Annotated in this window: 12 protein-coding genes, 1 tRNA gene and 2 pseudogenes; 5 read left to right on the top strand and 10 right to left on the bottom strand. The window is 52.1% G+C overall.

Annotated elements, in window-relative coordinates; genetic code table 11:
- Positions 1-6: 6 nt before the first annotated feature.
- From secF to yajC, 3 genes are read right to left on the bottom strand one after another with little or no spacing between them, the layout of a single operon-like run.
- Entirely contained in the window at positions 7-990 is a 984-nt protein-coding gene (secF, locus tag J4G78_RS17040; RefSeq protein WP_207987691.1) for a protein translocase subunit SecF, read from the bottom strand.
- A gap of 12 nt (positions 991-1,002) precedes the next feature.
- Positions 1,003-2,607: a protein translocase subunit SecD gene (gene secD, locus J4G78_RS17035; protein WP_207987690.1), complete on the bottom strand. Its 1,605-nt coding sequence runs from the start codon at positions 2,605-2,607 to the stop codon at positions 1,003-1,005.
- 25 nt (positions 2,608-2,632) lie between these two features.
- A complete protein-coding gene (gene yajC, locus J4G78_RS17030) occupies positions 2,633-2,962 on the bottom strand; it encodes a preprotein translocase subunit YajC (RefSeq protein WP_207987689.1) in 330 nt (109 codons plus the stop codon).
- Positions 2,963-3,278: 316 nt separating this feature from the next.
- Between yajC and J4G78_RS17025 the strand changes: the two genes are divergently transcribed.
- The 4 genes and pseudogenes from J4G78_RS17025 to J4G78_RS17010 all read left to right on the top strand — a co-directional run.
- Positions 3,279-3,355: transfer RNA gene (locus J4G78_RS17025), tRNA-Pro, on the top strand.
- Positions 3,356-4,668: 1,313 nt separating this feature from the next.
- Positions 4,669-6,855: a TonB-dependent siderophore receptor gene (locus J4G78_RS17020; protein ID WP_207987688.1), complete on the top strand. Its 2,187-nt coding sequence runs from the start codon at positions 4,669-4,671 to the stop codon at positions 6,853-6,855.
- Positions 6,856-6,894: 39 nt separating this feature from the next.
- Positions 6,895-8,028, top strand: coding sequence for a PepSY-associated TM helix domain-containing protein (locus J4G78_RS17015; RefSeq protein ID WP_207987687.1), 1,134 nt, complete (start codon positions 6,895-6,897; stop codon positions 8,026-8,028).
- A gap of 336 nt (positions 8,029-8,364) precedes the next feature.
- Positions 8,365-8,826 (top strand): annotated as a pseudogene (locus J4G78_RS17010) (transposase); the annotation flags it as partial.
- Between the two features lie 91 nt (positions 8,827-8,917).
- On the opposite strand, the gene J4G78_RS17005 reads toward J4G78_RS17010, so the two are convergent.
- The 5 genes from J4G78_RS17005 to J4G78_RS16985 form a co-directional block, all read right to left on the bottom strand.
- Positions 8,918-10,297, bottom strand: coding sequence for a mannitol dehydrogenase family protein (locus tag J4G78_RS17005; protein ID WP_243457140.1), 1,380 nt, complete (start codon positions 10,295-10,297; stop codon positions 8,918-8,920).
- The gene (uxaC, locus tag J4G78_RS17000; RefSeq protein ID WP_207987685.1) at positions 10,294-11,703 is read right to left on the bottom strand and encodes a glucuronate isomerase; all 1,410 of its coding nucleotides are present in this window, start codon (positions 11,701-11,703) and stop codon (positions 10,294-10,296) included. The genes J4G78_RS17005 and uxaC overlap by 4 nt, the downstream gene beginning before the upstream one ends.
- A 185-nt stretch (positions 11,704-11,888) precedes the next feature.
- Positions 11,889-13,184, bottom strand: coding sequence for a TRAP transporter large permease (locus J4G78_RS16995; protein ID WP_207987684.1), 1,296 nt, complete (start codon positions 13,182-13,184; stop codon positions 11,889-11,891).
- Positions 13,177-13,665 carry a TRAP transporter small permease gene (locus J4G78_RS16990; RefSeq protein WP_207987683.1) on the bottom strand — a complete coding sequence of 163 codons (489 nt, stop codon included), beginning with the start codon at positions 13,663-13,665 and terminating at the stop codon, positions 13,177-13,179. Before J4G78_RS16990 ends, J4G78_RS16995 begins: the two co-directional genes overlap by 8 nt.
- A 2-nt stretch (positions 13,666-13,667) precedes the next feature.
- Complete coding sequence (locus J4G78_RS16985) at positions 13,668-14,726, bottom strand: TRAP transporter substrate-binding protein (protein ID WP_259371343.1); 1,059 nt, start codon at positions 14,724-14,726, stop codon at positions 13,668-13,670.
- 126 nt (positions 14,727-14,852) lie between these two features.
- On the opposite strand from J4G78_RS16985, the gene J4G78_RS16980 reads away from it, so the two are divergent.
- Complete coding sequence (locus J4G78_RS16980; protein ID WP_207987681.1) at positions 14,853-15,899, top strand: LacI family DNA-binding transcriptional regulator; 1,047 nt, start codon at positions 14,853-14,855, stop codon at positions 15,897-15,899.
- 25 nt (positions 15,900-15,924) lie between these two features.
- Here the strand turns inward: J4G78_RS16980 and manD are convergent.
- A pseudogene (gene manD, locus J4G78_RS16975) lies at positions 15,925-17,132 on the bottom strand (D-mannonate dehydratase ManD).
- A gap of 150 nt (positions 17,133-17,282) precedes the next feature.
- The gene (locus tag J4G78_RS16970) at positions 17,283-20,129 is read right to left on the bottom strand and encodes a TonB-dependent receptor (RefSeq protein ID WP_207987680.1); all 2,847 of its coding nucleotides are present in this window, start codon (positions 20,127-20,129) and stop codon (positions 17,283-17,285) included.
- Positions 20,130-20,185: the final 56 nt, after the last annotated feature.

Genomic DNA, 20,185 nt, shown 5'->3' with positions numbered 1-20,185 from the left:
CAACAATCAGCCGACTTCTTCTGGTCCGCCGATTTTTTCGGCTTTGTCACCAGCCGTCTCCGGCGGCACGAAGCTATCGGGGCCGACTTTCAACCATATCAATATCGGTGCTGCCATATAGACCGATGAATAGGTACCAATGAATACGCCAAGGAACATCGCGGCGGAAAAACCGAAAATAACGTCGGGTCCCCAGACCATTAAAGCGATAAGCGCGATGAGCATCGTCAAACTGGTCATCACGGTACGTGCCAGCGTTTCGTTCACCGACAGGTCAAGTAAAGCGATAATATCCATCTTGCGATATTTCTTCAGATTTTCCCTGATCCGGTCATAAACTACAATCGTATCATTCAGCGAATAGCCGATAATCGTCAGCAGAGCGGCCACGATATTGAGGTTGAACTCCAGCTGCGTCAGAGCGAAAAATCCGAAGGTTAGCGCAACGTCATGGAACAAGGCAAACAGCGCTCCGGCACCAAATTGCCACTCAAACCGGATCCAGATGTAAAGCGTGATCGCAAGCATAGCGCCAACCAATGACCAGACACCTTTGGATAATAGTTCCTCGGAAACCTTGCCAGAGACGGAATCTACACCGTCAATGCGAACATCGGGATAGTCCGTTCTCAACATGCCGGTAATTTGGTCCGCCATCGTGTTGGCCAATTCCGGATCTTGGTCCGCACCGTCAGGCAGCTTCATACGGATCGAAACCTCATTCGGTTCACCGAAACGTTGAATCGTAGGATCACCGTAACCCAGTGCGCCGACCTTTTCCCGAAGTTCCGTGATCGGTGCATCAGTAGTCTGAGTAAAGGTTGTCCGGATCATCTGACCACCGACGAAGTCAACGCCGAAGTTCAGGCCACGTTGCGCGACCAGCGCCATCGAACCAATAATCATCAATATACTGATGGCTACTGCGATATTCCGCCATTTGAGGAATGCGATATTGGTATCATCGGGAACGAGTTTGAGAAGTTTCATGACCATGCCCTCCTATATGACCAGCTCTTGCGGACGAGTGCGGCGTAACCAAAGCGCGACCAGCATCCGCGTCACCACGACAGCGGTAAAGACCGATGTGACAATCCCGATAATCAGGACCACGGCGAAGCCGCGAACCGGACCGGAACCAAAGATAAACAATAGCAAGCCTGCGATGACGTTGGTAATATTCGCATCAAAAATGGCGCGCGAGGCTTCTTTATAGCCAACCTCAACCGCTTGGACGACACGTCTGCCGCGCCTTCGTTCCTCGCGTATTCGCTCGTTAATCAACACGTTCGCGTCCACCGCCGAACCGACTGTCAAAATGAAACCGGCAATACCCGGTAACGTCAGCGTCGCATTGAAAATTGCCATGACGCCAAGGATCAGGAAAAGGTTTAGTGTCAACGCAAAGTTCGCATAAAAACCAAAGCGGCCATAAGTTACGACCATGAACGCCAGCACCGCCGCTGTACCAATAATCGCGGCGATCATACCCTTGCGGATGGAATCCGCACCAAGGTCGGGACCAACGGTGCGTTCTTCGACAACCTGCAATTCGACCGGCAGCGCGCCAGACCGCAAGGCGATCGAAAGCTGGTTGGCGCCCTCCACGGTGAAGTTACCGGAAATCTGAGCGGAACCGCCCAGAATGGGTTCGTTGATATTGGGCGCAGAGAGCACCACACCATCCAAAATGATTGCAAAGGGGCGGCCGACATTATTCTGGGTCAACCGCGCAAATCTTGATCCACCCTCGCTGTCAAACGTAATATTCACAACCGGCTCGTTCGTGTCCGGGTTAAAGCCCTGTCCGGCATCTGTGAGTTTATCCCCTGAAATACCGCCCAGACGTTTTACTGCAATATTGGGCAAACCGGACGGATTGTCGGGATAGGGAAAAATCTGGCTGCCTACCGGCGGACGCCCTTCCGTAACTGCATTAGGATCAGCCTCGAAATCGACGAGCTTGAATTCCAGTTTGGCGGTTTTGCCAAGCAGTTCTTTCAACGCTTCAGGATCTTCCAGCCCGGGTACCTGCACCACTATGCGTGTATCGCCTTGCCGGATGATAGTTGGTTCGCGGGTACCCATTTCGTCGATACGCCGCCGGATCACATCCGTCGCCGTGTCCATCGCATTATCAACCGCATTTTCGAGGCCAGCAGACGTCGGCGAAACAACGAAGCGCGTATCATCGCGAACTTCAATATCCCAATCCCGCTGTCCGGTTAGCCCTGCACCTGTAGTCAGTGGCAACAAAGCTTCTCGCGCAGAGTCTACTTGTGTTGAATCGCGCACCATGAAAGACAGTACGCCATCTTTACGCGAGATATCACCAATATTGATGCGCGGGTTCGCACGGCGCATTTCAGCGCGTACTGACTCTTCCATTGTCTGCAAACGCGTTTCACCCACATCGGCAGGATCAGCCTCCAACAGGATATGACTGCCACCAGACAGATCGAGGCCCAAATTGATCGTCTCATCCGGTAAAAAGGTTGGCCAATATTTATGGCTTTCGCCAAAAAATAGGCTGGGAAGCGACATCAGCACGCCAAAAGCCAGTAACAAAGATATGGAAATGACTTTCCAGCGCGGGAAATCTAACATCGTAAAACTATCCGTTCCCTAAGGTTTAATCGTTGGCCGGTTTGCCGCTGCCACGTGGCATGACATCAGATAACGTAGCCTTAACCGCCTTCACGCGAATGCCCTTGGCAATTTCAACCTCAACATATTCATCGTCAACTTTCATCGCCTTGCCGACCAAACCGCCACCGGTAACAACTTCATCATTTTTCTGAACCGCTGAAATCTTGCCCTGATGCTCTTTCATTTTCTTTTGCTGCGGACGGATCAGCAAAAAATAGAAGACAGCAAATATTAAAACCAGCGGCATGATCGAAATAAGAAAGCCGCCGGCTCCGCCAGAAGCTGCCTGCGCCGTGATCAAAAGTGAAGTCATCTCAATATCCCCAATTTACTAGCCGGTTTTATAGGCTCATGGACCGATACTGTTGCTGACGCAAAGCGTCGGTCATTAATGCTGCGCGCGCCTATCATGCACCTCTTCTGAAAGCAATCGATTAGCAAAGGGAACGCAATCGGGCGGGACACGCCTTAAACGCTCTCAAGTAAATGGGAAGCACTTTGAAGGAGATCAAGCTATTATAGATCTGCCCTCTCAAATATGTATCCAAGGTGCCCACCCCAAAGAACTTGCCAAGGATGTCCGACCGCCATATATGCGCTGGCTCGGTCGGCGATGCCGCACCGAAGGTCGGGACGTAGCGCAGCCTGGTAGCGCATCACACTGGGGGTGTGGGGGTCGGAGGTTCGAATCCTCTCGTCCCGACCAATTATTCAATGACTAAAGAAAATTTTTATTTCTTGAAATCCGCATTTCTCTTCAGGGAAGTGCAAATTTTTGCAGCCTTGGCATGTGGCGCACTTCAGTTCCCGGTGATAAGTTTAAAATACATAATCAAGGCTGAAAACACCTTTGCATTTGCCTTAAGATTCATCTCACCTCGGCACGGTGCAAAACGCTATACTGTCCTTGATGGAGCTCTCACAACTTTGATATCGCTTTGCACAGCTGGATCGATATTGGGATTACTTTTTTCCCTTCGACGGAGACAATTGATATTGTAGTTGCCTGCCTGAAATTGTCGGTGACAGTCTATATTCACCCACTTTTTTACAAAATCTGAGAGCGACTTGGAAACTTCCATTCGTGCCGCCCTAGCTTGCAAAAACACTGTTGTCATTAGGCAACGGCGATATTCAAATATTCGTCAACGATAAAGCTATCCCTAGGTTCTTTTTCAAATCACCTTTTGCCGTGCTATTTTTTAGCGACGACGATCACGATTGGACAATGCTGTACGACCATCGGCTCCGAACTATTCGATCAATTTCCGTTATTGCGTATCAGGCCAGTTTCATTGAACAATTATTTTACGAACCACCAACAGAAAATGCTTCCTCAGAAAACGAAATGAAGCCTGCTGAGCAGCGAACGACTGGTCAAACGAGGACAAGAATATCATCGGCTAAGTGGCACTGACTAAGAGATCTTTCTGATACTAACTTGGTCACCAACCTAAATTATATTTTGGATGGGATGGCGAACATGCCAGAGAAGAAATTCGTGACGCGCTTCATAAGGCGATCGACGCTAATTTACGGTAAACAGCACTAAATATTGATGAGGATGGGGAGCTTACCGTTTTGGGATAACTGGAAATCCTATATGACTGCTGATCTTCCTGACGACATATAGCGGGATATTATCAACAGCAGGCCAAACGCAGAAGAGCTTCAATCCAATCGTTGGGGGAATGGATGAAATACATTACCCTGACAACCATATCGTTGCGGATATGAGGTAATCTAGATAGCATTAGAGGCTTCTCACAAGACATCTTGCCATCGATATTTGCGAAAGCCAAACCATCAAGGACGCGATTGCCTCCGGCGGGATCGATAAGAGTTTCAGTGTCGATGACTTCAAAAATGCCTAGAGTGCCAGACTGTTAGGCTGATCAAAATGCGCCAATAGCGAACACTAGATTACCCAAAAATATCTTTGCACAACTTTCTGCATTATATCTTGCGCGCCAGTCCCTAACTGCTAATGACTTGCAATACTAAGTAAGGATTGATTCCATGTGTTCACGAGTCGTTCGTAATACCGTCATGGCGGCCACGCTGTTTGCTTTGCCGTTGACAACACCGCTGCATGCTCAAGAGAATGACCAAAGTAAAGACGGCTCCAACACGCTGCGGACAACGAAAGATGGCGACACCATAGTTGTCACCGCAAGAGCCTATGTTTCTGATGCCAGCTTCTCGGCTAACAAAACCGATATCCCGCTTATTCAGTCGCCGCAGTCGGTTTCCGTTATATCCCGTGATCAGATTGACCTTTTGAACTTTATCGATGTTCAGCAAGCGGTGCGCTATTCGGCTGGTGTTACCGGCGAAAACTATGGCCCGGATTTGCGCTATGATTTCCTGACCGTACGCGGATTCATTCCCAAACAATATATTGATGGCCTGGTTGCGCCCTCGACCACAACGATCGCATCCACAGGTGTTGATCTCTATGCTTTTGATTCTGTTGAAATCCTCAAGGGTCCAGTATCAACCCTCTACGGAAGCACACCGCCTGGAGGTATTTATAATCAAACTTCGCGGCGTGTGAGCGATGAGTTTGGCGGAGAAATACGTGGCAAAGTCGGTACCGATGACTATTATGAGCTAGCAGGTACGCTTACCGGAGCCATAATAGATGGTATATCAGCACGCGTCACTGGTCTCTACCTGAACCGAGGCTCAGAAAGAGATTTCGTTGATGCCGAGCGTGTCTTGCTTGCGCCCACATTTTCATTTGATATCGGGCCTGAAACAGCACTTACGGTCAATGGCTATTATCAAAAAGATATCATTAATGGCGAAATGAATGGCTTTCTGCCTGTTGAAGGTACGCTGCTTCCGAACCCCAATGGCAAGCTACCGCGCAGCGTAAATTTAGGCGACCCAGATAATCGCTTTGAGCGGGAACAATATGCCGTCGGTGCGTCCTTAAAGCATGTTTTCTCATCCAATGTGTCGTTGATTTCGTCCATTCGCTACAATGATTATGACGAAGAGACCCCGCAAAATGTCTATGGAGGCGGCGGTTTCACCAATCGCACCGATCCCGGCCAACCAGATTTTTTCCGCACCATCGGTCGGTTCAACTTTACATATTCCGAAAACGTGGAAGCTCTCTCTTCTGATACGCGCCTGGACGCCAATTTTGAAACAGGCGCGCTGACGCACAAGGTAATTGCAGGCGTCGACTATCGCCGCGTCGTGAATGTGGCGGACTTTGGGTTCTTCTTTGATCCGCAGCCTATTGACGCTTTTGATCCTGTCTTCACTCCGATCGTCACACCAACCGAACTCTATCCCGACCCGTTTAATAACCAACGGCTGCGGCAGACTGGTATTTATGCGCAAAACCAGATTGGTCTTGGTAATCTGTTCCTGACTTTGGGCGCAAGGCAAGATTGGGTAAATATTGCCAACCGGGCCGACGATACTGATACCGATCAAAACGCGTTCACTTGGCGCGCTGGCCTGAACTATGTCACCAAGAGCGGATTGGCGCCTTATATCAGCTATGCGCGTTCGTTTGAGCCGGTTCTGGGCGTCGATTCCGTAACCAACGAACCGTTCAAGGCCAGTCGCGGTGAGCAATATGAGGGCGGCATTAAATATGATGGCCGGACTCTGGGCGGCAATGTTGATATTTTTGCGACTGCGGCGCTCTTTCACATTCGCCAAACAAATGTCGTTGCCACTGCCCCGTCCAATATACCGGTGTCCGGCACGCAATCTGGTGAAGTGGAGTCTTCCGGCGTGGAACTGGAATTTGCTGCACGGATCAACAACCAGGTTGCACTGAACGGCTCTTACAGTTTTACAGATAGTGAAGTTACAGCAAACGCCAATATTCCGGTTGAAGTCGGCGAACCGTTGCCAGTAACCCCGAGACATCGGCTTGCTTTATTCGGCAATTATACCGTGCAACAAGGCGCTCTGGGCGGCCTGGGGCTAGGCATGGGTGTGCGGTACAGCAGCAAAAGCGCGGGCAGTTTGCCGGGGCCCTTTAATCCCGTTGTGTTTAATGGAGATGCATCGCTGCTTTTCGACGCGATCATTAGCTACGATACGCCGGACTGGCGGTTCGCGGTCAATGGTTCCAATATCTTCGATCAACGCTATGTCGGTCGCTGTGCCCGCGCCACCGGCTGCAATTTCGGCGCCGGGCGGCAGATTATTGGAACCGCGACCTATAAATTTTAGGGGATAGCGGTTTTAACAAGCTCGCTTTAGGCACGGCACATGAAAACCAGTCACCTTCGCGCATGGATTTTTGTCCACAAATGGACCAGCCTTATCTCGACGCTATTTCTATTCATGCTGTGTGTGACGGGGTTGCCACTGATTTTTCACGAGGAAATTGATGCGGCATTTTCTGACACTGCGCCTCTAGCCGCTTCCCCAGTTGAAGCATTGGATGACGGGACGTTGCTCAGTTTTGACGCTGTCTTGCAAACAGCGCTGGCTGAACGGCCTGACGAACGACCGCTTTATATGAGCTTCGACATTGATGAGCCGGTTGCCAATGTCACCACCGGTAAGACTGCAGCTGTTCCCGATAGTGAAATGAGTTTCTTCCCCATTGATAGGCGCTATGGCGAAGTGGTTGCGCCTGAATTGGCTGAAGAACAGAGCGTGATGGATTTTATTCTGCGTCTGCATGTCGATCTGCTGATGGGCTTGCCAGGAATGCTATTTCTGGGTTTGATGGGCTTCCTGTTCGTTGTAGCCACAATTTCTGGTATTGTTCTTTATGCCCCGTTTATGGCGCGATTGCGGTTTGGCGAGATCAGACGTGATCGTAGCGCGCGAGTGAAATGGACTGATTATCACAACCTGATAGGCATTGTTACACTGGCCTGGGCTTTGGTTGTGGGGACAACCGGCGTGATAAACACGCTTGCTGATCCCCTGACTGAAATCTGGCAAGCCAGCGAACTTGACACTGGCACAATAGCAAACAGCGGTACAGCCTACACCGGAAAACTGGCCTCGATCGACAGCGCATTAGAGACTGCCCGGCAGGAGGCGCCCGGCCAGATAATCCAATTTATTGCCTTCCCCGGAGTAGCCTATAGCAATGATCAGGATATGGCTATTTTCCTGCAAGGCGAAACGGAATTGACCAGGAATATGCTGACGGTTGTGCTTATTAATGCCGCCACGGGCAAGCTTGAAGCCGTGCAAGAAATGCCATGGTACATGAAGGCGCTGCTCTATTCCCAACCACTCCATTTCGGTGACTACGGTGGTTTACCAATGAAGATATTATGGGCGATCTTTGATCTGGCGCTGATATTTTTACTGGGCTCAGGACTATATCTTTGGAAGCGGAAGTGGACAAAGCGCACGGTCGACCTCACTGAGACGGAATGAATGATGGCAGAAAGACCAGAGAAACGTTCCAAAAAGCAAATATGGGTCATACCCATTCTCCTAGCGGGATTTACAGTTCTGGGACTTTTCCTCGCTTTGACCGGTGATGGGAGCATCGATAAGATTGCTAGTATCGCACTGGCTTTTCCAATACTTCTGACGATAGTCATTATCATCCAAAACAGCTGTAAACTACAGAACTGATGCCCCCAATTTATACCCAAAGTAAACACTATGATTGGAAGGCCTCTATCTTTGCGGTTTCAACTGGTGGTCGCAACAGTTTGATCTTTAGGTTTAAAGATGGAGCATTGGATATAAAGCAGAGACAACTGAATATATTTAACAGAGGAGCAGAAGCAGGAAATATGGGATCGCTGGCAACGCGGAGAGTCGATGAGTTCGATTGGCCGGGGGTTTAATCGGGACTCATCATCGATTTATCCATTGCTGTTGCGTACTGGCGGCATTCGTCCACCGGAGCGCAAGCGGTCTCGATTGGCGCTGACACTGCCTGAGCGCGAGGAGATATCCAGAGGCCTGACTGCCTGTGTATCAATGCGGTCGATAGCGTGCCGGCTTGGGCTTTCGCCATCGACCATTAACCAGGAAATCAAACGCAAAGGCGGAACCAGTCACTACCGGGCCGCCAGCTCTGATCAATCGGCATGGGATCGATCAAGGCGCCCCAAGCTGCACAAACTCGCCTGCCATCAATCTTTGTACCAAACAGTAGTCGGCAAGCTGCATCGCCACTGGTCACCGGAGCAAATCGCTAGTTGGCTTAAACGCAAATATCTCGGATCATGACGATCATCCTATTCTGTTGCAAAAACTAGTTCCCGTGATCATTTGAATGATGAAGGAATGGTCATGAAACGTCCGAACATCATTGCATCTCAACCAGCCTGGCAACGACAAACCGAATATCATCGTCGGTTGGAGTCCAATCACTTGCGAGGAGCCCACTGGGACCAAAGATCGCGAGCACGAGCTTCTCAGGTTCGTTGATTTCACAGATCTCGGAAAGTTGTGCCGCAAGTGGATCATCGATAATATCCAATTTATCACGAACATATTTCAGCCATGCAGCAATGGCCGTTAGAATTGCCGGGCTCGACCGTTCGCTCAGACCGTTAAGCGACAAAGTTTCCAGCCAGCGCTGGGGAATCTTCTGACTTCCGTCCGCTGCGATTTGCGACAGCTGATGGTTCAGTTTCGGATTTTCGAAACGATGGATGAGCGTATCTGCATAGGTTCTCAAATCCTGACCGTCTTCCGCATTAATTGTCGGAGCAGCTTCTACATTCATAAGACGTCGAACGAGCTCGCGAATGCAGGGGTCCGCAATGGCCTGATGAACAAATTGATGGCTGGCGTTGAGGCCGCAATAGGCCAGTAACGAGTGCGCACCGTTCAGCATGCGCAGCTTGGCCGTTTCGTATGACGACACGTCCCGAACCATTTGCACGCCACTATTTTCCCAATGGGGGCGCCCGCTCGCAAAGTCGTCCTCGATTACCCACTGGGTGAAGGGTTCACACATGACTAATGCTTCGTCACGCAAGCCGGTCATGGTCTCGGCACAATCACGGTCGGCATCGGTGGTTGCAGGTACGATGCGATCGACCATCGTGGACGGGCTGGTGCAGTATGTCTGGTACCAAATCAAAAGGTCCGGCGCCCGCGCAGCGAGATATTCAGATACAAGCTTACCAAGTATCCGGCCATTCTCTGCGAGGTTATCGCAGCTGAGTAAAGTCAATCCGGAATGGCCGGCATTGCGGCGCGCCCGGAAGCCTTTGGCCAACAATGGATAAAAGCTACTTTGGTCTGCCAAGGCCAGGTCAAGCGAACCGTCAGGAGCGCGGCAATAGCCCTTTTCGGTGACAGTAAAGCTAACAATTTTTACTGCCGGAGCCGTTAACACATCGATAATCTGCACGGTATTTTCAGAGGTCGCCAATACTTCGCGAATGGCCCGGCTGAGCCGGTACCGGGTACCCTCGCCGGACTGCTCGGCAATCAAATAGAGACCATCTTGGGGATTGAGCTGCTCGGCCACGTTTGTTGAACGGAGCGAGACACCGGTGATCATCCACCCTGCGTCGCCCGCTGCCATGGCACAGTCCGTAAAGATCGCCTGATGGGCCCGGGTGAATGCGCCAAGGCCGAAATGAACAATACCTATATCCTGTATTTTCCGGTCGAAGGCGCTCTGGTCTACCTCTGGTGAAAGATGATGGATTGTCGTATTTGATAGTCTCACAAGCGGTACGCTTTCTTCGCAAAATCATAGGATAACATGCGCGCCAGATCGGCCGCTTCATAATGTTCCAGCCGGTGTTCCGCGACAAGTTCCGCCAGGAATCCACAATCGATCCGACGAGCAAGGTCATGGCGCGCGGGGATCGACATGAAAGCGCGTGTATCATCGTTAAAACCGACGGTATTGTAAAACCCCGCCGTTTCGGTAGTCATCCGACGGTAGCGACGCATACCCTCAGGACTGTCGTGGAACCACCAGGCAGGGCCTAATTTCAACGCGGGATAGTGGCCTGCTAGCGGGGCCAATTCGCGCGCATAGGTACTTTCATCCAGTGTAAAAACGATGATCGACAGATTAGGTTCATTACCAAAGCGGGAAAGCAACGGGCGCAGCGCATGGACATATTCAGCGCGCATCGGAATATCGGCACCCTTGTCCCGGCCAAAACGCCGGAAAAGCGGGCGGTTGTGGTTGCGAAACGATCCCGGATGGATTTGCATCACAAGCCCGTCATCTAAGCTCATTTTAGCCATCTCTGTGAGCATTTGCGCCCGGAAAAGCTCCGCATCATTCGCCGAGCAGCTTCCCGCGGCAACTCGTTCGAACAAATTCTCTGCCTCACTCGCGCGTAAGTCAGCCGTGACAGCTGTTGGATGGCCGTGATCGGAAGAGGTAGCGCCCATTTCCGCGAAAAAGGCCCGCCGCTTGCGGTGCGCTGCCAAATAGCCACGCCATGAGGAACAGTCTTCGCCGGTCAGATCAGAGAACTTGGCGAGATTATCTGAAAATCCTTCAAATTCGGGGTCGACAACAGCATCAGGGCGATAGGCTGTGATGACGCGACCATTCCAATCGGCTTGGCGGATAGTCCGATGATGCTCAAGATTATCGAGGGGACCTTCGGTCGTCGCGATCACTTCAATCCCGAACCGATCGAACAGCGCTCGGGGACGGAAGGCGTCCGTCGCGATCGCCTCGCTGATCCGGTTGTAATACAGGTCTGCCGTATCTGCAGACAAGCGTGCATCAAGACCAAAGATCTCTGCAAATACCCAGTCCAGCCAAATACGTGACGGCGTTCCGCGAAACAGGTGATAATTTCCCGCAAGCAGTCGCCATGCCTCGCGCGGGTCTATCTTATTCTCTTCACCAGTTGGAGCAATGCCGAGTTGCTCAAGACGGATGCCCTGCGAATAGAGCATCCGCAAGATGTAGTGATCGGGAACGAGCAGCAAATCGGTGGGATTGGTGAAATTTGCATTGGTTGCAAACCAGCTCGGATCTGTATGGCCGTGCGGACTGATGATCGGCAGATGCTTGACCGTGGAATAGAGTTCGCGGGCAATCCCCCGGATCTTGTCATCGGCGGGGAAAAGTCTGTCAGGATGGAGTTCAAGTTTGGCCACTGGCTATTCCTTTCAGGCAGTTTTGCACGATCCTATTCTGCATGTTTGCGTTTGAGCCGAATGCGCTCGCGTTCAAGCAATGCCATAAACCCAGCAGGGTCTTGCAAGCCGCCAGTGCACCAAAAGTCGCAGCAGCAGAACTACAGTGAGCGTTCTTCATCAACAGGTCCTTTCTCCTTCATCACTCACATCATCCCAAAGGCCTTGGGCAAGGCTTCCGAAAGGGCGGGGACTAAGGTGGTCAGTGCCAAGGCAGCCAGCATCGCAGCATAGAGCGGGAGCATCGGTTTGATCATCCGGTTTACTGTTGTTCTGCCGACCGCCGCGCCGACAAACAGCACCGTTCCGACAGGCGGTGTGCATAGCCCAATAGAAAGGTTCAAGATGAGGATCATCCCGAAATGAACCGGCGAAATCCCAAGCACTACCGCCACCGGCAACAGAATCGGCGTGAAGATCAGGATTGCGGGAGTTATGTCGAGAAATGCTCCGACAACCAGCAAAATCAAGTTGATGAGCAAAAGGAGGAGCAGTGGATTGTCGGAGATCGTGAGCAGTTTCCCTGCAATCGCGCTCGGAAGTCCTGAGAATGCAAGCATCCACGCCATGCCAGTCGAAACGGCAATCAGAAACAGGACGATACCAGTGGTCTCTGCCGACTTAAGTGCTATTGCTGGTAAGTCTTTCCATGATAGCTCGCGATGCAACGCGATGCCCAGAAATAGTGAATAGATAACAGCAAAGGCGCTTGCTTCGGTCGCCGTGAAAATTCCTGCGACAATACCACCAACTACCATCACGAGCATGAATATGCTTGGCAAGGCTACTATAACTGTCCGCATTACTTCACCAAATGGCAGGCGCTCTGAAACCGGATAGCTATTTTTGCGTGCTAGAACCATCGCCGTGAAGGTAAGCGCCAGTCCAGCAACAATACCCGGTCCGTAGCCAGCCAGAAAAAGCGCACCAATGGAGACACCGCCGGCCGCAACTGCATAGACAATCATCACGTTAGACGGCGGAATGAGTAGACCGAGGATCGAAGCAGAGGTGGTGACTGAAGCGGAGTACGGTACATCATAGCCCTCTTCCTTCATGGCAGGGACCAAGAAGGATCCAATTGCCGACGTGGCAGCGATCGCAGAACCGGATACCGATCCGAAAAGCATGCAGGACACAATATTGACCACCGCCAACCCGCCAGGCAATGCACCGATAAGACCCTTAGCCGCAGCGATAAGCCTGGATGCAACGCCACCTGCGCCCATCAAATAACCACTTAATATGAAAAACGGGATCGCTAGCAGCGTGAAACTGTCCAGACCCGCAACCATGCGCTGTGCCATCGTGGTTGTCGCCGGATCGAAGGGCATGATTGTGCAGAGCGCTGACAAGGTGGCGAGCCCAATTGCAAAGCCGATTGGCACATTCAAAGCGACCAGCAGAAAGAAAACAACGATCAGGATCAAGCCGCTAGTCATTGGCGGCCTCCAGCGGATCGATAGTATCTACCGGATCGGCCTGCAACAGGAACGACAATGCAAAATAGGTGATTAAAACGCCGCTGATTGGCAAAACCGTGTAAATTACCCACATGGGCAAATTGAGCGCGGCCGACGTTTGTCCGAGGGTTGCGGTAATGTTCACCAGCCGACCGCCACCATATACTAGCACCAGGATGGCAAACGCTGTGCAAGCCGACCAGATCGCTTTGCCGACTACCTTCCTTGCGCGTTCAGACAGCATTGCGGACATGAGATCGACCCCCACATGCATGCGCCGGGCGAAGGCATAAGCTGTCGAGAGCATACCCAACCAGATCAGCAAGAACCTTGAGATTTCCTCTGTCACCGAACTGGGAGACTGCAAAACATAGCGCCCAATCACTTGCCACAACACTGCAAGCACGGATGCTAGAAACAAAAGTACCAAGACGTAGCCCAGCGCTCTCTCGACATTCATCCTCACGACCTGCCCCCAGCCATCACTTCAATGCGGGAGGCAAGTTCGCCAACTCTCGTCCCGGCGAAACTCTGCCGAAGCTTTTGGACAGCGATGCGGAAAGGTGCTTTGTTCGGCCGGTTTATCTTCACGCCATTGGCTTCCAAATCCCGCAGAGCGCTGTCCGTTGCCCTTCGCCACAGCTCGCGCTGAAATGCGACCGACCGGTTCATTGCTTCACGGACCCATCCCTGCTGCTGCACTGAAAGCCGATCCCATATGCTTTGGCTCATAACGACCACGTCGGGCGCGCTGACATGCTCGTCCAGCGAGAAATATTGGCAGACTTCAAAATGCCGGGCGCTGAGAAAACTGGGCGGGTTATTCTCTGCTCCTTGCACCACTCCCTGTTGCAAGGCCGCGTAGAGCTCACCAAAAGCAATCGGAGCAGCAGCACCGCCAAAAGCCTCGATCGTCTGAACAAGGGCCTCGCTCGAAAGGACCCGCACGGTTTTGCCTCGAATATCCGCAGGGGTCGCTACAGGTCCACTTGTCATATAGAAACTTCGCGCTCCGGCGTCATAATAGCCGATGCCCTTAAGTAAAATGGGAGAAAGACCGCCGAGAATCTCTTGTCCGACATCGCTCTCCAGAGCGCGCCAGAGATGCGCACCATCATCGAACAGGTATGGAAGACTGTAGACCTTCATGTCCGGCGCAAAATTTTCGAGTGAGAGGGACGAGACCTTGGTCATGGCAACGGCCCCGATTTGGACCAGTTCTACCAGCTCGCGTTCCGACCCCAATTGGCCATTTGGAAAAATCGTCACCTGCATGCGCCCACCAGAAAGTTGCTCCAATTGCCTGCGGAACTCCTCCATAGCCAAATGGACTGGATGTTGTTCGTCAAGCGAGTGGGCGAGTGACAACGCATTTACCGTGGTATCACGGCTGCAGGATAACAAAAGGGCTGCCAATCCGCCGATCGACAAAAGCCGAAGACTGTCTCGTCTTGTTCTGTCGGCTGGCCTCTTCTGTCCCAGCTCGCCAACTCCTATGAACTTCGATTTGCCCTCATCCATCCTGCCATGGTAACCGGTGTCATTATTTCTGCAAGGACGATTTGCGGATTCAGCCTAAAGCAGGCAAAGAAAAGGATAGATCATGCTGGAATTGAAAAACGGATCATGAGGACGGGTTTAGGATCGATGGCAAGGAGCGATATAAAAGCATCGCGGAGCACCCCGACAATTAACGACGTTGCAGCTCTGGCTGGCGTGTCGAAGAAAACCGTCAGCCGCTTCATTAACAATTCGCCTCTGGTGAGCGAACGGCTGCGCAAGAAAATAGCTGCTGCCGTTGCCGAATTGGGCTACGTGCCCAATCCTCAAGCACGGGCGCTCGCATTGCGGCGCAATTTCTTGCTCGCTCTGCTCTATGACAATCCCAATGGCCAGACCGTGCTCAATTTTCAAAAGGGCGTACTTTCGGCGATCCGGGATACCGATCTCGCCTTAGCGGTCCGGCCGGTCGATCGGAGATCGGACCTGTTGTTGGAGGATATCGAAACATTCCTGGTCAAACAACGGCCTCTTGGTGTGATGCTCCTGCCACCTATTTCCGAAAGGGATGATATCGCCGATCTTTGTAAACGTCTGGAGATCGACTATATTCGGGTCGGCTCTGCCATTCTCGACGAGGATAGCCGCTGCGTTGCCTCGAACGACCGCGAGATTGTAAAGCAAATGATCGGCGCATTAATCGCACAGGGTCACAAGCGCATCGGCTTTGTCCGCGGCCCAGCGGGATTCCGCTCGCCGATCGAACGCGAAGCGGGTTTTCACGACGCGCTGCGTGAAGCAGCGGTCAAGCTCGATCCTGATCTTGTTGTGCTTGGCAATTATCGTTTCGACGCCGGTCTTGAAGCTGGGCGAAAGCTTCTCGCCCTAGCACAGCGACCGACAGCAGTCTTTGCAAGCAATGACGAAATGTCCGCTGGAGTGATGCACGCCGCAAACGAGCTAGCGGTCCAAATCCCCGACGAGTTAGCAGTGGTTGGTTTCGATAATTCGGCAACGGCCACCCATGTCTGGCCAGCGTTGAGCACGGTTCATTGGCCGATAGAACAGATGGGCAGACTAGCAGCACAGAAACTGGTACCAGGTTTCGTTCAACTGGCGCCTGACGCCGAGGAGCTTAAGACGGTTATTATATCCTCGCATATTATTGAACGGAAGTCCGCAATATTGTCATAGACGTGCGCAGCAACCCGCGCCCTCATTACCAGTTCCACATCGTGCCGTCTTCTAGGCGAGCTACCGGAAGGAAGGCGCGTTCATAAGGGTATTTCGCCGCCAGTTTCTCGTCGATGTCGACCCCGTGGCCGGGGATTGTCCGCAGATCAGATATCCATCCTCAAAACGATAATCATGCAGGAACACAGCATTGGTCTCCTCACTATGGCGCATATATTCCTGAATACCAAAATTGGGGACCCAACTGTCGAAATGGAGCGCAGTGCCCATAGTGACAGGTGAAAGATCGGTGGCGCCATGACAGCCGGTGCGGATCTGAAAAAGCGCGGCGAGATCTGCGATCCGGCGCAGATGGGTGAGTCCCCCTGCCCCCACGATTGTCGCACGGATATAGTCAATCAACTGGTTTTGAATCAGGTCCTTTGCGTCCCAAATTGTATTGAAAACTTCACCTACGGCAAGTGGTGTCGTGGTGTGTTGACGGATCAACTGAAACGCCTCTTGGTTTTCCGCCGGGGTAAGATCTTCCAGCCAGAAGAGCTGATACGGCTCCAGTAATTTGCCGAGATTGGCAGCCTCTTGCGGCGTGTATCTGTGGTGACCATCATGCAGCAAATGATGGTCGAAACCATAAGTATCGCGCAGCTTCTCGAATAGTTTGGGAACAATATTGAGTGCTTTGCGTGTGTCCCAGCCAGTCACGCTTGGCAGGGCGGCGTCCGCTGGCTCATAATAAAGCTTACCACGTCCTACGCCATAAGCATCCTTGATACCAGGAACGCCCGTTTGCGCGCGGATCGCCTTGTAACCCATCTCGATATACTCGCCGACCGCATCGACTGTTTCCGCAATGTCGGAGCCATTGGCATGGCCATAGACCATGATGCGTTCACGGCTCTTGCCTCCCAACAGCTGATACAAGGGCATGCCCGCTACCTTGCCCTTGATGTCCCACAGGGCAACATCGACTGCCGCGATGGCCCGCATGGTTACCGGTCCGCGTCGCCAATAAGCTCCGCGATAGAGATATTGCCAGATGTCCTCGATCCGCTGTGGGTCCATGCCGATCAGGCAGGGGATCACATGTTCCTCAAGATAGGAGACAACCGAAAGTTCGCGCCCGTTCAAGGTTGCATCGCCGATGCCGTAGACGCCTTCATCGGTCTCAACCTTGAGCGTCACGAAATTTCGCCCGGGACAAGTGACGATGACCTTAGCTGCAATAATTTTCATTGGAAACATCCTCTCAATTCTGTGGCTAGAGTGTCTTCGCCGGATGGATCTCACAACCCAGGGTGATCACATAAAAGCAAGAGCCACAGGACATGAAATCCTGCGGCTCTCCCCCAAATTCGCGGCGGCCGCAAAGCTTCGCCGACAACATCAGAACTTCGCTCGGATACCAAATGTATACCGGCGGTCGCTTTCGAGCACACGCCAAAGTGATTTGCTTGTTCCGGTGTCTCTGATTTGTTCACCGGTGAGATTCACAGCATCGGCCGAGACAGTCAACCAGTCGGTCAGGTCGTAGGATATTGAGGCATCCAACTGCTCAATCGGTTCTCGGAATGAGTTGCCGCGGGTCGGGTCATCGACAGTCTCGTCCAGCAAGACGCCTAACTGCCGGACACGACCATTGAGGATGTCATCCAGGAACCGTGAACGATAAGTATAGGCAAGGCGCATACCGAGCCCACCCTTCTCATAATAGGCCGTGAGATTTACCGTATGCTTCGAGATATCTTCAAGCGGGCGGCCATTCGGGTCTTCGCTGTCGGCAAAGGTGTAATTGGCCGTAACGCCGAGCCCACTCAACACACCAGGTAGAAAATCGAAGGCGTGCTGGTAACCCACTTCGAAGCCTTTGACCGAGCCGCTGTCGCCATTGACCTGCGTAGCCGTCGGAATCCCGATATCAGAGGCCGGTGTCGCCAGTGTAGGCTCACCTCCGCGGCCATCGAGGAAGCAAAGCTCGTTACGTCGGTTGGCATTCGATATTGCCACCGACGCCGGCGAGTCGAGGCATATTTCCGTCTCGTCGAAGAATGAACTCACGCTTTTATAGAAGGCAGCTAGCGACACGTAATTTCCGTTGCCCCAGTATTTTTCGATCGAAACATCATATTGGGTGGCGCGGAAGGGTTCGATTTGCGGGTTCCCACGCTGGCCAAAGGTCGCATCCTGATTGAGTCTCAACGCTGGACTCAGCTGGGTGAAATCAGGTCGGCGCATGACTTTAGCCGCAGCAAAACGAACCAGCAGGTCGTTCGCAACCTCGGCCGTAATGTTGATGCTTGGCAGCCAGTCATTGTAAGTGTTCGTATCCTGTGTCGGCACGAAATCGCCTGCCACATTGTTGAACGCATCCGAAGTTAGTTCCGTACGAACGAAGCGCGTGCCCAAAACTGCATCGATCGGAATACCGCCTAGTTCGGTGTCGATCTGCACCTGTGCATAGGCCGCATAGGTATCTTCTTCGGCGGCCGAGAAGCGGTCCAGCTGCGGGACAAGTGCCGAATTCAGGTCGGTAATTGCGAAATTCGTGCCAGCCAACAAGTCGCTGACAATCTGCAGCGTGGCATCACGGTCACGCAGAATTGACGGATCGAACATTGCGAAATTCTCAAGATCTAGCGGCGTGTTGTTGCCACGAAACGCATTGAAATCGAAATCCTGAATGGTTCCAGCCGGGAACTGGTCCATGAAGATCAGAGCTAGGTCTCCGTTACCATCACGCAGGTTACGATGAATATTGTCGATAAAAAGCCGATCTCGTGAAGAGTCGAAATTACGGTTTGTGTATCGGGCGCCGATATCTATCGACTTGATAAAATCGCCCAAGCCGAACGGCTCTTCGTAGGATATATCAAAGCGAAGTGCCGTTTCGTCATTGTTGATCCGGTCTTCCCGGTTCTCATACCGTCGGAATGCAAACATATCACGTGAAAGCCACAATGAATCGTCCGTAACATCGACAGTGGGCAGCGATTTGTTGTCCGTATCGTAGAAGACTTGACCAAGGAACGAGTTTAAACCATCCGGATTGGCAGCCTCGGCCACAGGATCGATACCCCAGAAACGCAGATCAGTTTGCGGGGTAAAGGTCTTCGATTCCGCATAGCTTACTTCACCCGACACCTTTACCTTTCCGAATTGCCATTCACCTCCGAAGGCAGCGCTAAGTGATTCGGTATTGCGGAAAACCGACTCCGTTCGATTGATGAAGGTCACATCATCATCGGTCGTTCCTACCAATTGCTGCGTTTCATCGACCCGGAAACCTGCAGCTCGTTCGGCAGGAGTGGACAAGGCGCTATTCTGGATCAAGTTGGGTGAGAAGGACTCGTCGTTGCCCTTACGATCAGTATAGGTTCCTTCGAGATAAAACATCCCATCGCCAGAAGCTGGCGCCCATTGCAGGGTGACGTTTCCTGCCAAGCGCTCGCGCCTTTCAGTATCAATGAAAGTAGAGAAGTTCCGCGGCTCTACAACGTTTCCATCTAGTGCCCCATCTCCATCCAGATCGAAGTTCGTCACTTCCAGGCTGGAGCGATACTCATCCTGCCGAAGCGTGCGATCTTGGTAGGACAGACTGGCAACTACACCAAACGAACCGGCGCTGCCCATGTCCCACGATTTGCCGAGCGTCGCACCGAGGATAGGGCCCCAATTTTCGGTCTTGTCGGTATATTCCGCCTTGGCAGAAAACGAAATGATAGGCTCTTTCAGTTCCAACGGGCGCAGCGTGCGAAGGTTGATGGTGCCGCCCAGGGCGCCCTCGATCATTTTCGGTGTTGGTGATTTGATGACTTCAACCGCAGCGAGAATTTCTGATGGCACATCCTGAAAGTTGATCCCATTTCGGCCATCGCCCAGAGTCGAACGGCTATTGATTTCAACCCGGTTTTGAGGAAGGCCGCGGATCGAAACGCTATCACCGACACCAAAGTCACGATTAATTGCAACGCCAGTAACACGCTGCAGAGCCTCTGCAACGTTATTGTCCGGTAGTTTACCGATATCTTCGGCAACGATGAGGTCGACGATGCGGCTGTCATCGCGTTTCAATTCAGCAGCGGCGTTCAAGCTTTCTCGAATACCCTCAACGATAATAATATTTTCTTCTTCTTGGGCCTCTGCGGGCGCTTCTTGTGCTGCGGCTGACGTGGCAATTGCTAATACTGAAGCCGACAACATTGAACCCACTAATAACGTAGAAAATCGCTTCATCATTCCTCTCCCTTCTTTCTATTTTGGAAGCGCCAGATCATTTGCCGCCCCATATT

Source organism: Parasphingorhabdus cellanae (assembly GCF_017498565.1).
Classification (GTDB): Bacteria; Pseudomonadota; Alphaproteobacteria; order Sphingomonadales; family Sphingomonadaceae; genus Parasphingorhabdus; species Parasphingorhabdus cellanae.
Note: the sequence above shows the minus strand (reverse complement) of the source record. Positions and strands in the feature narration are given on the sequence as shown.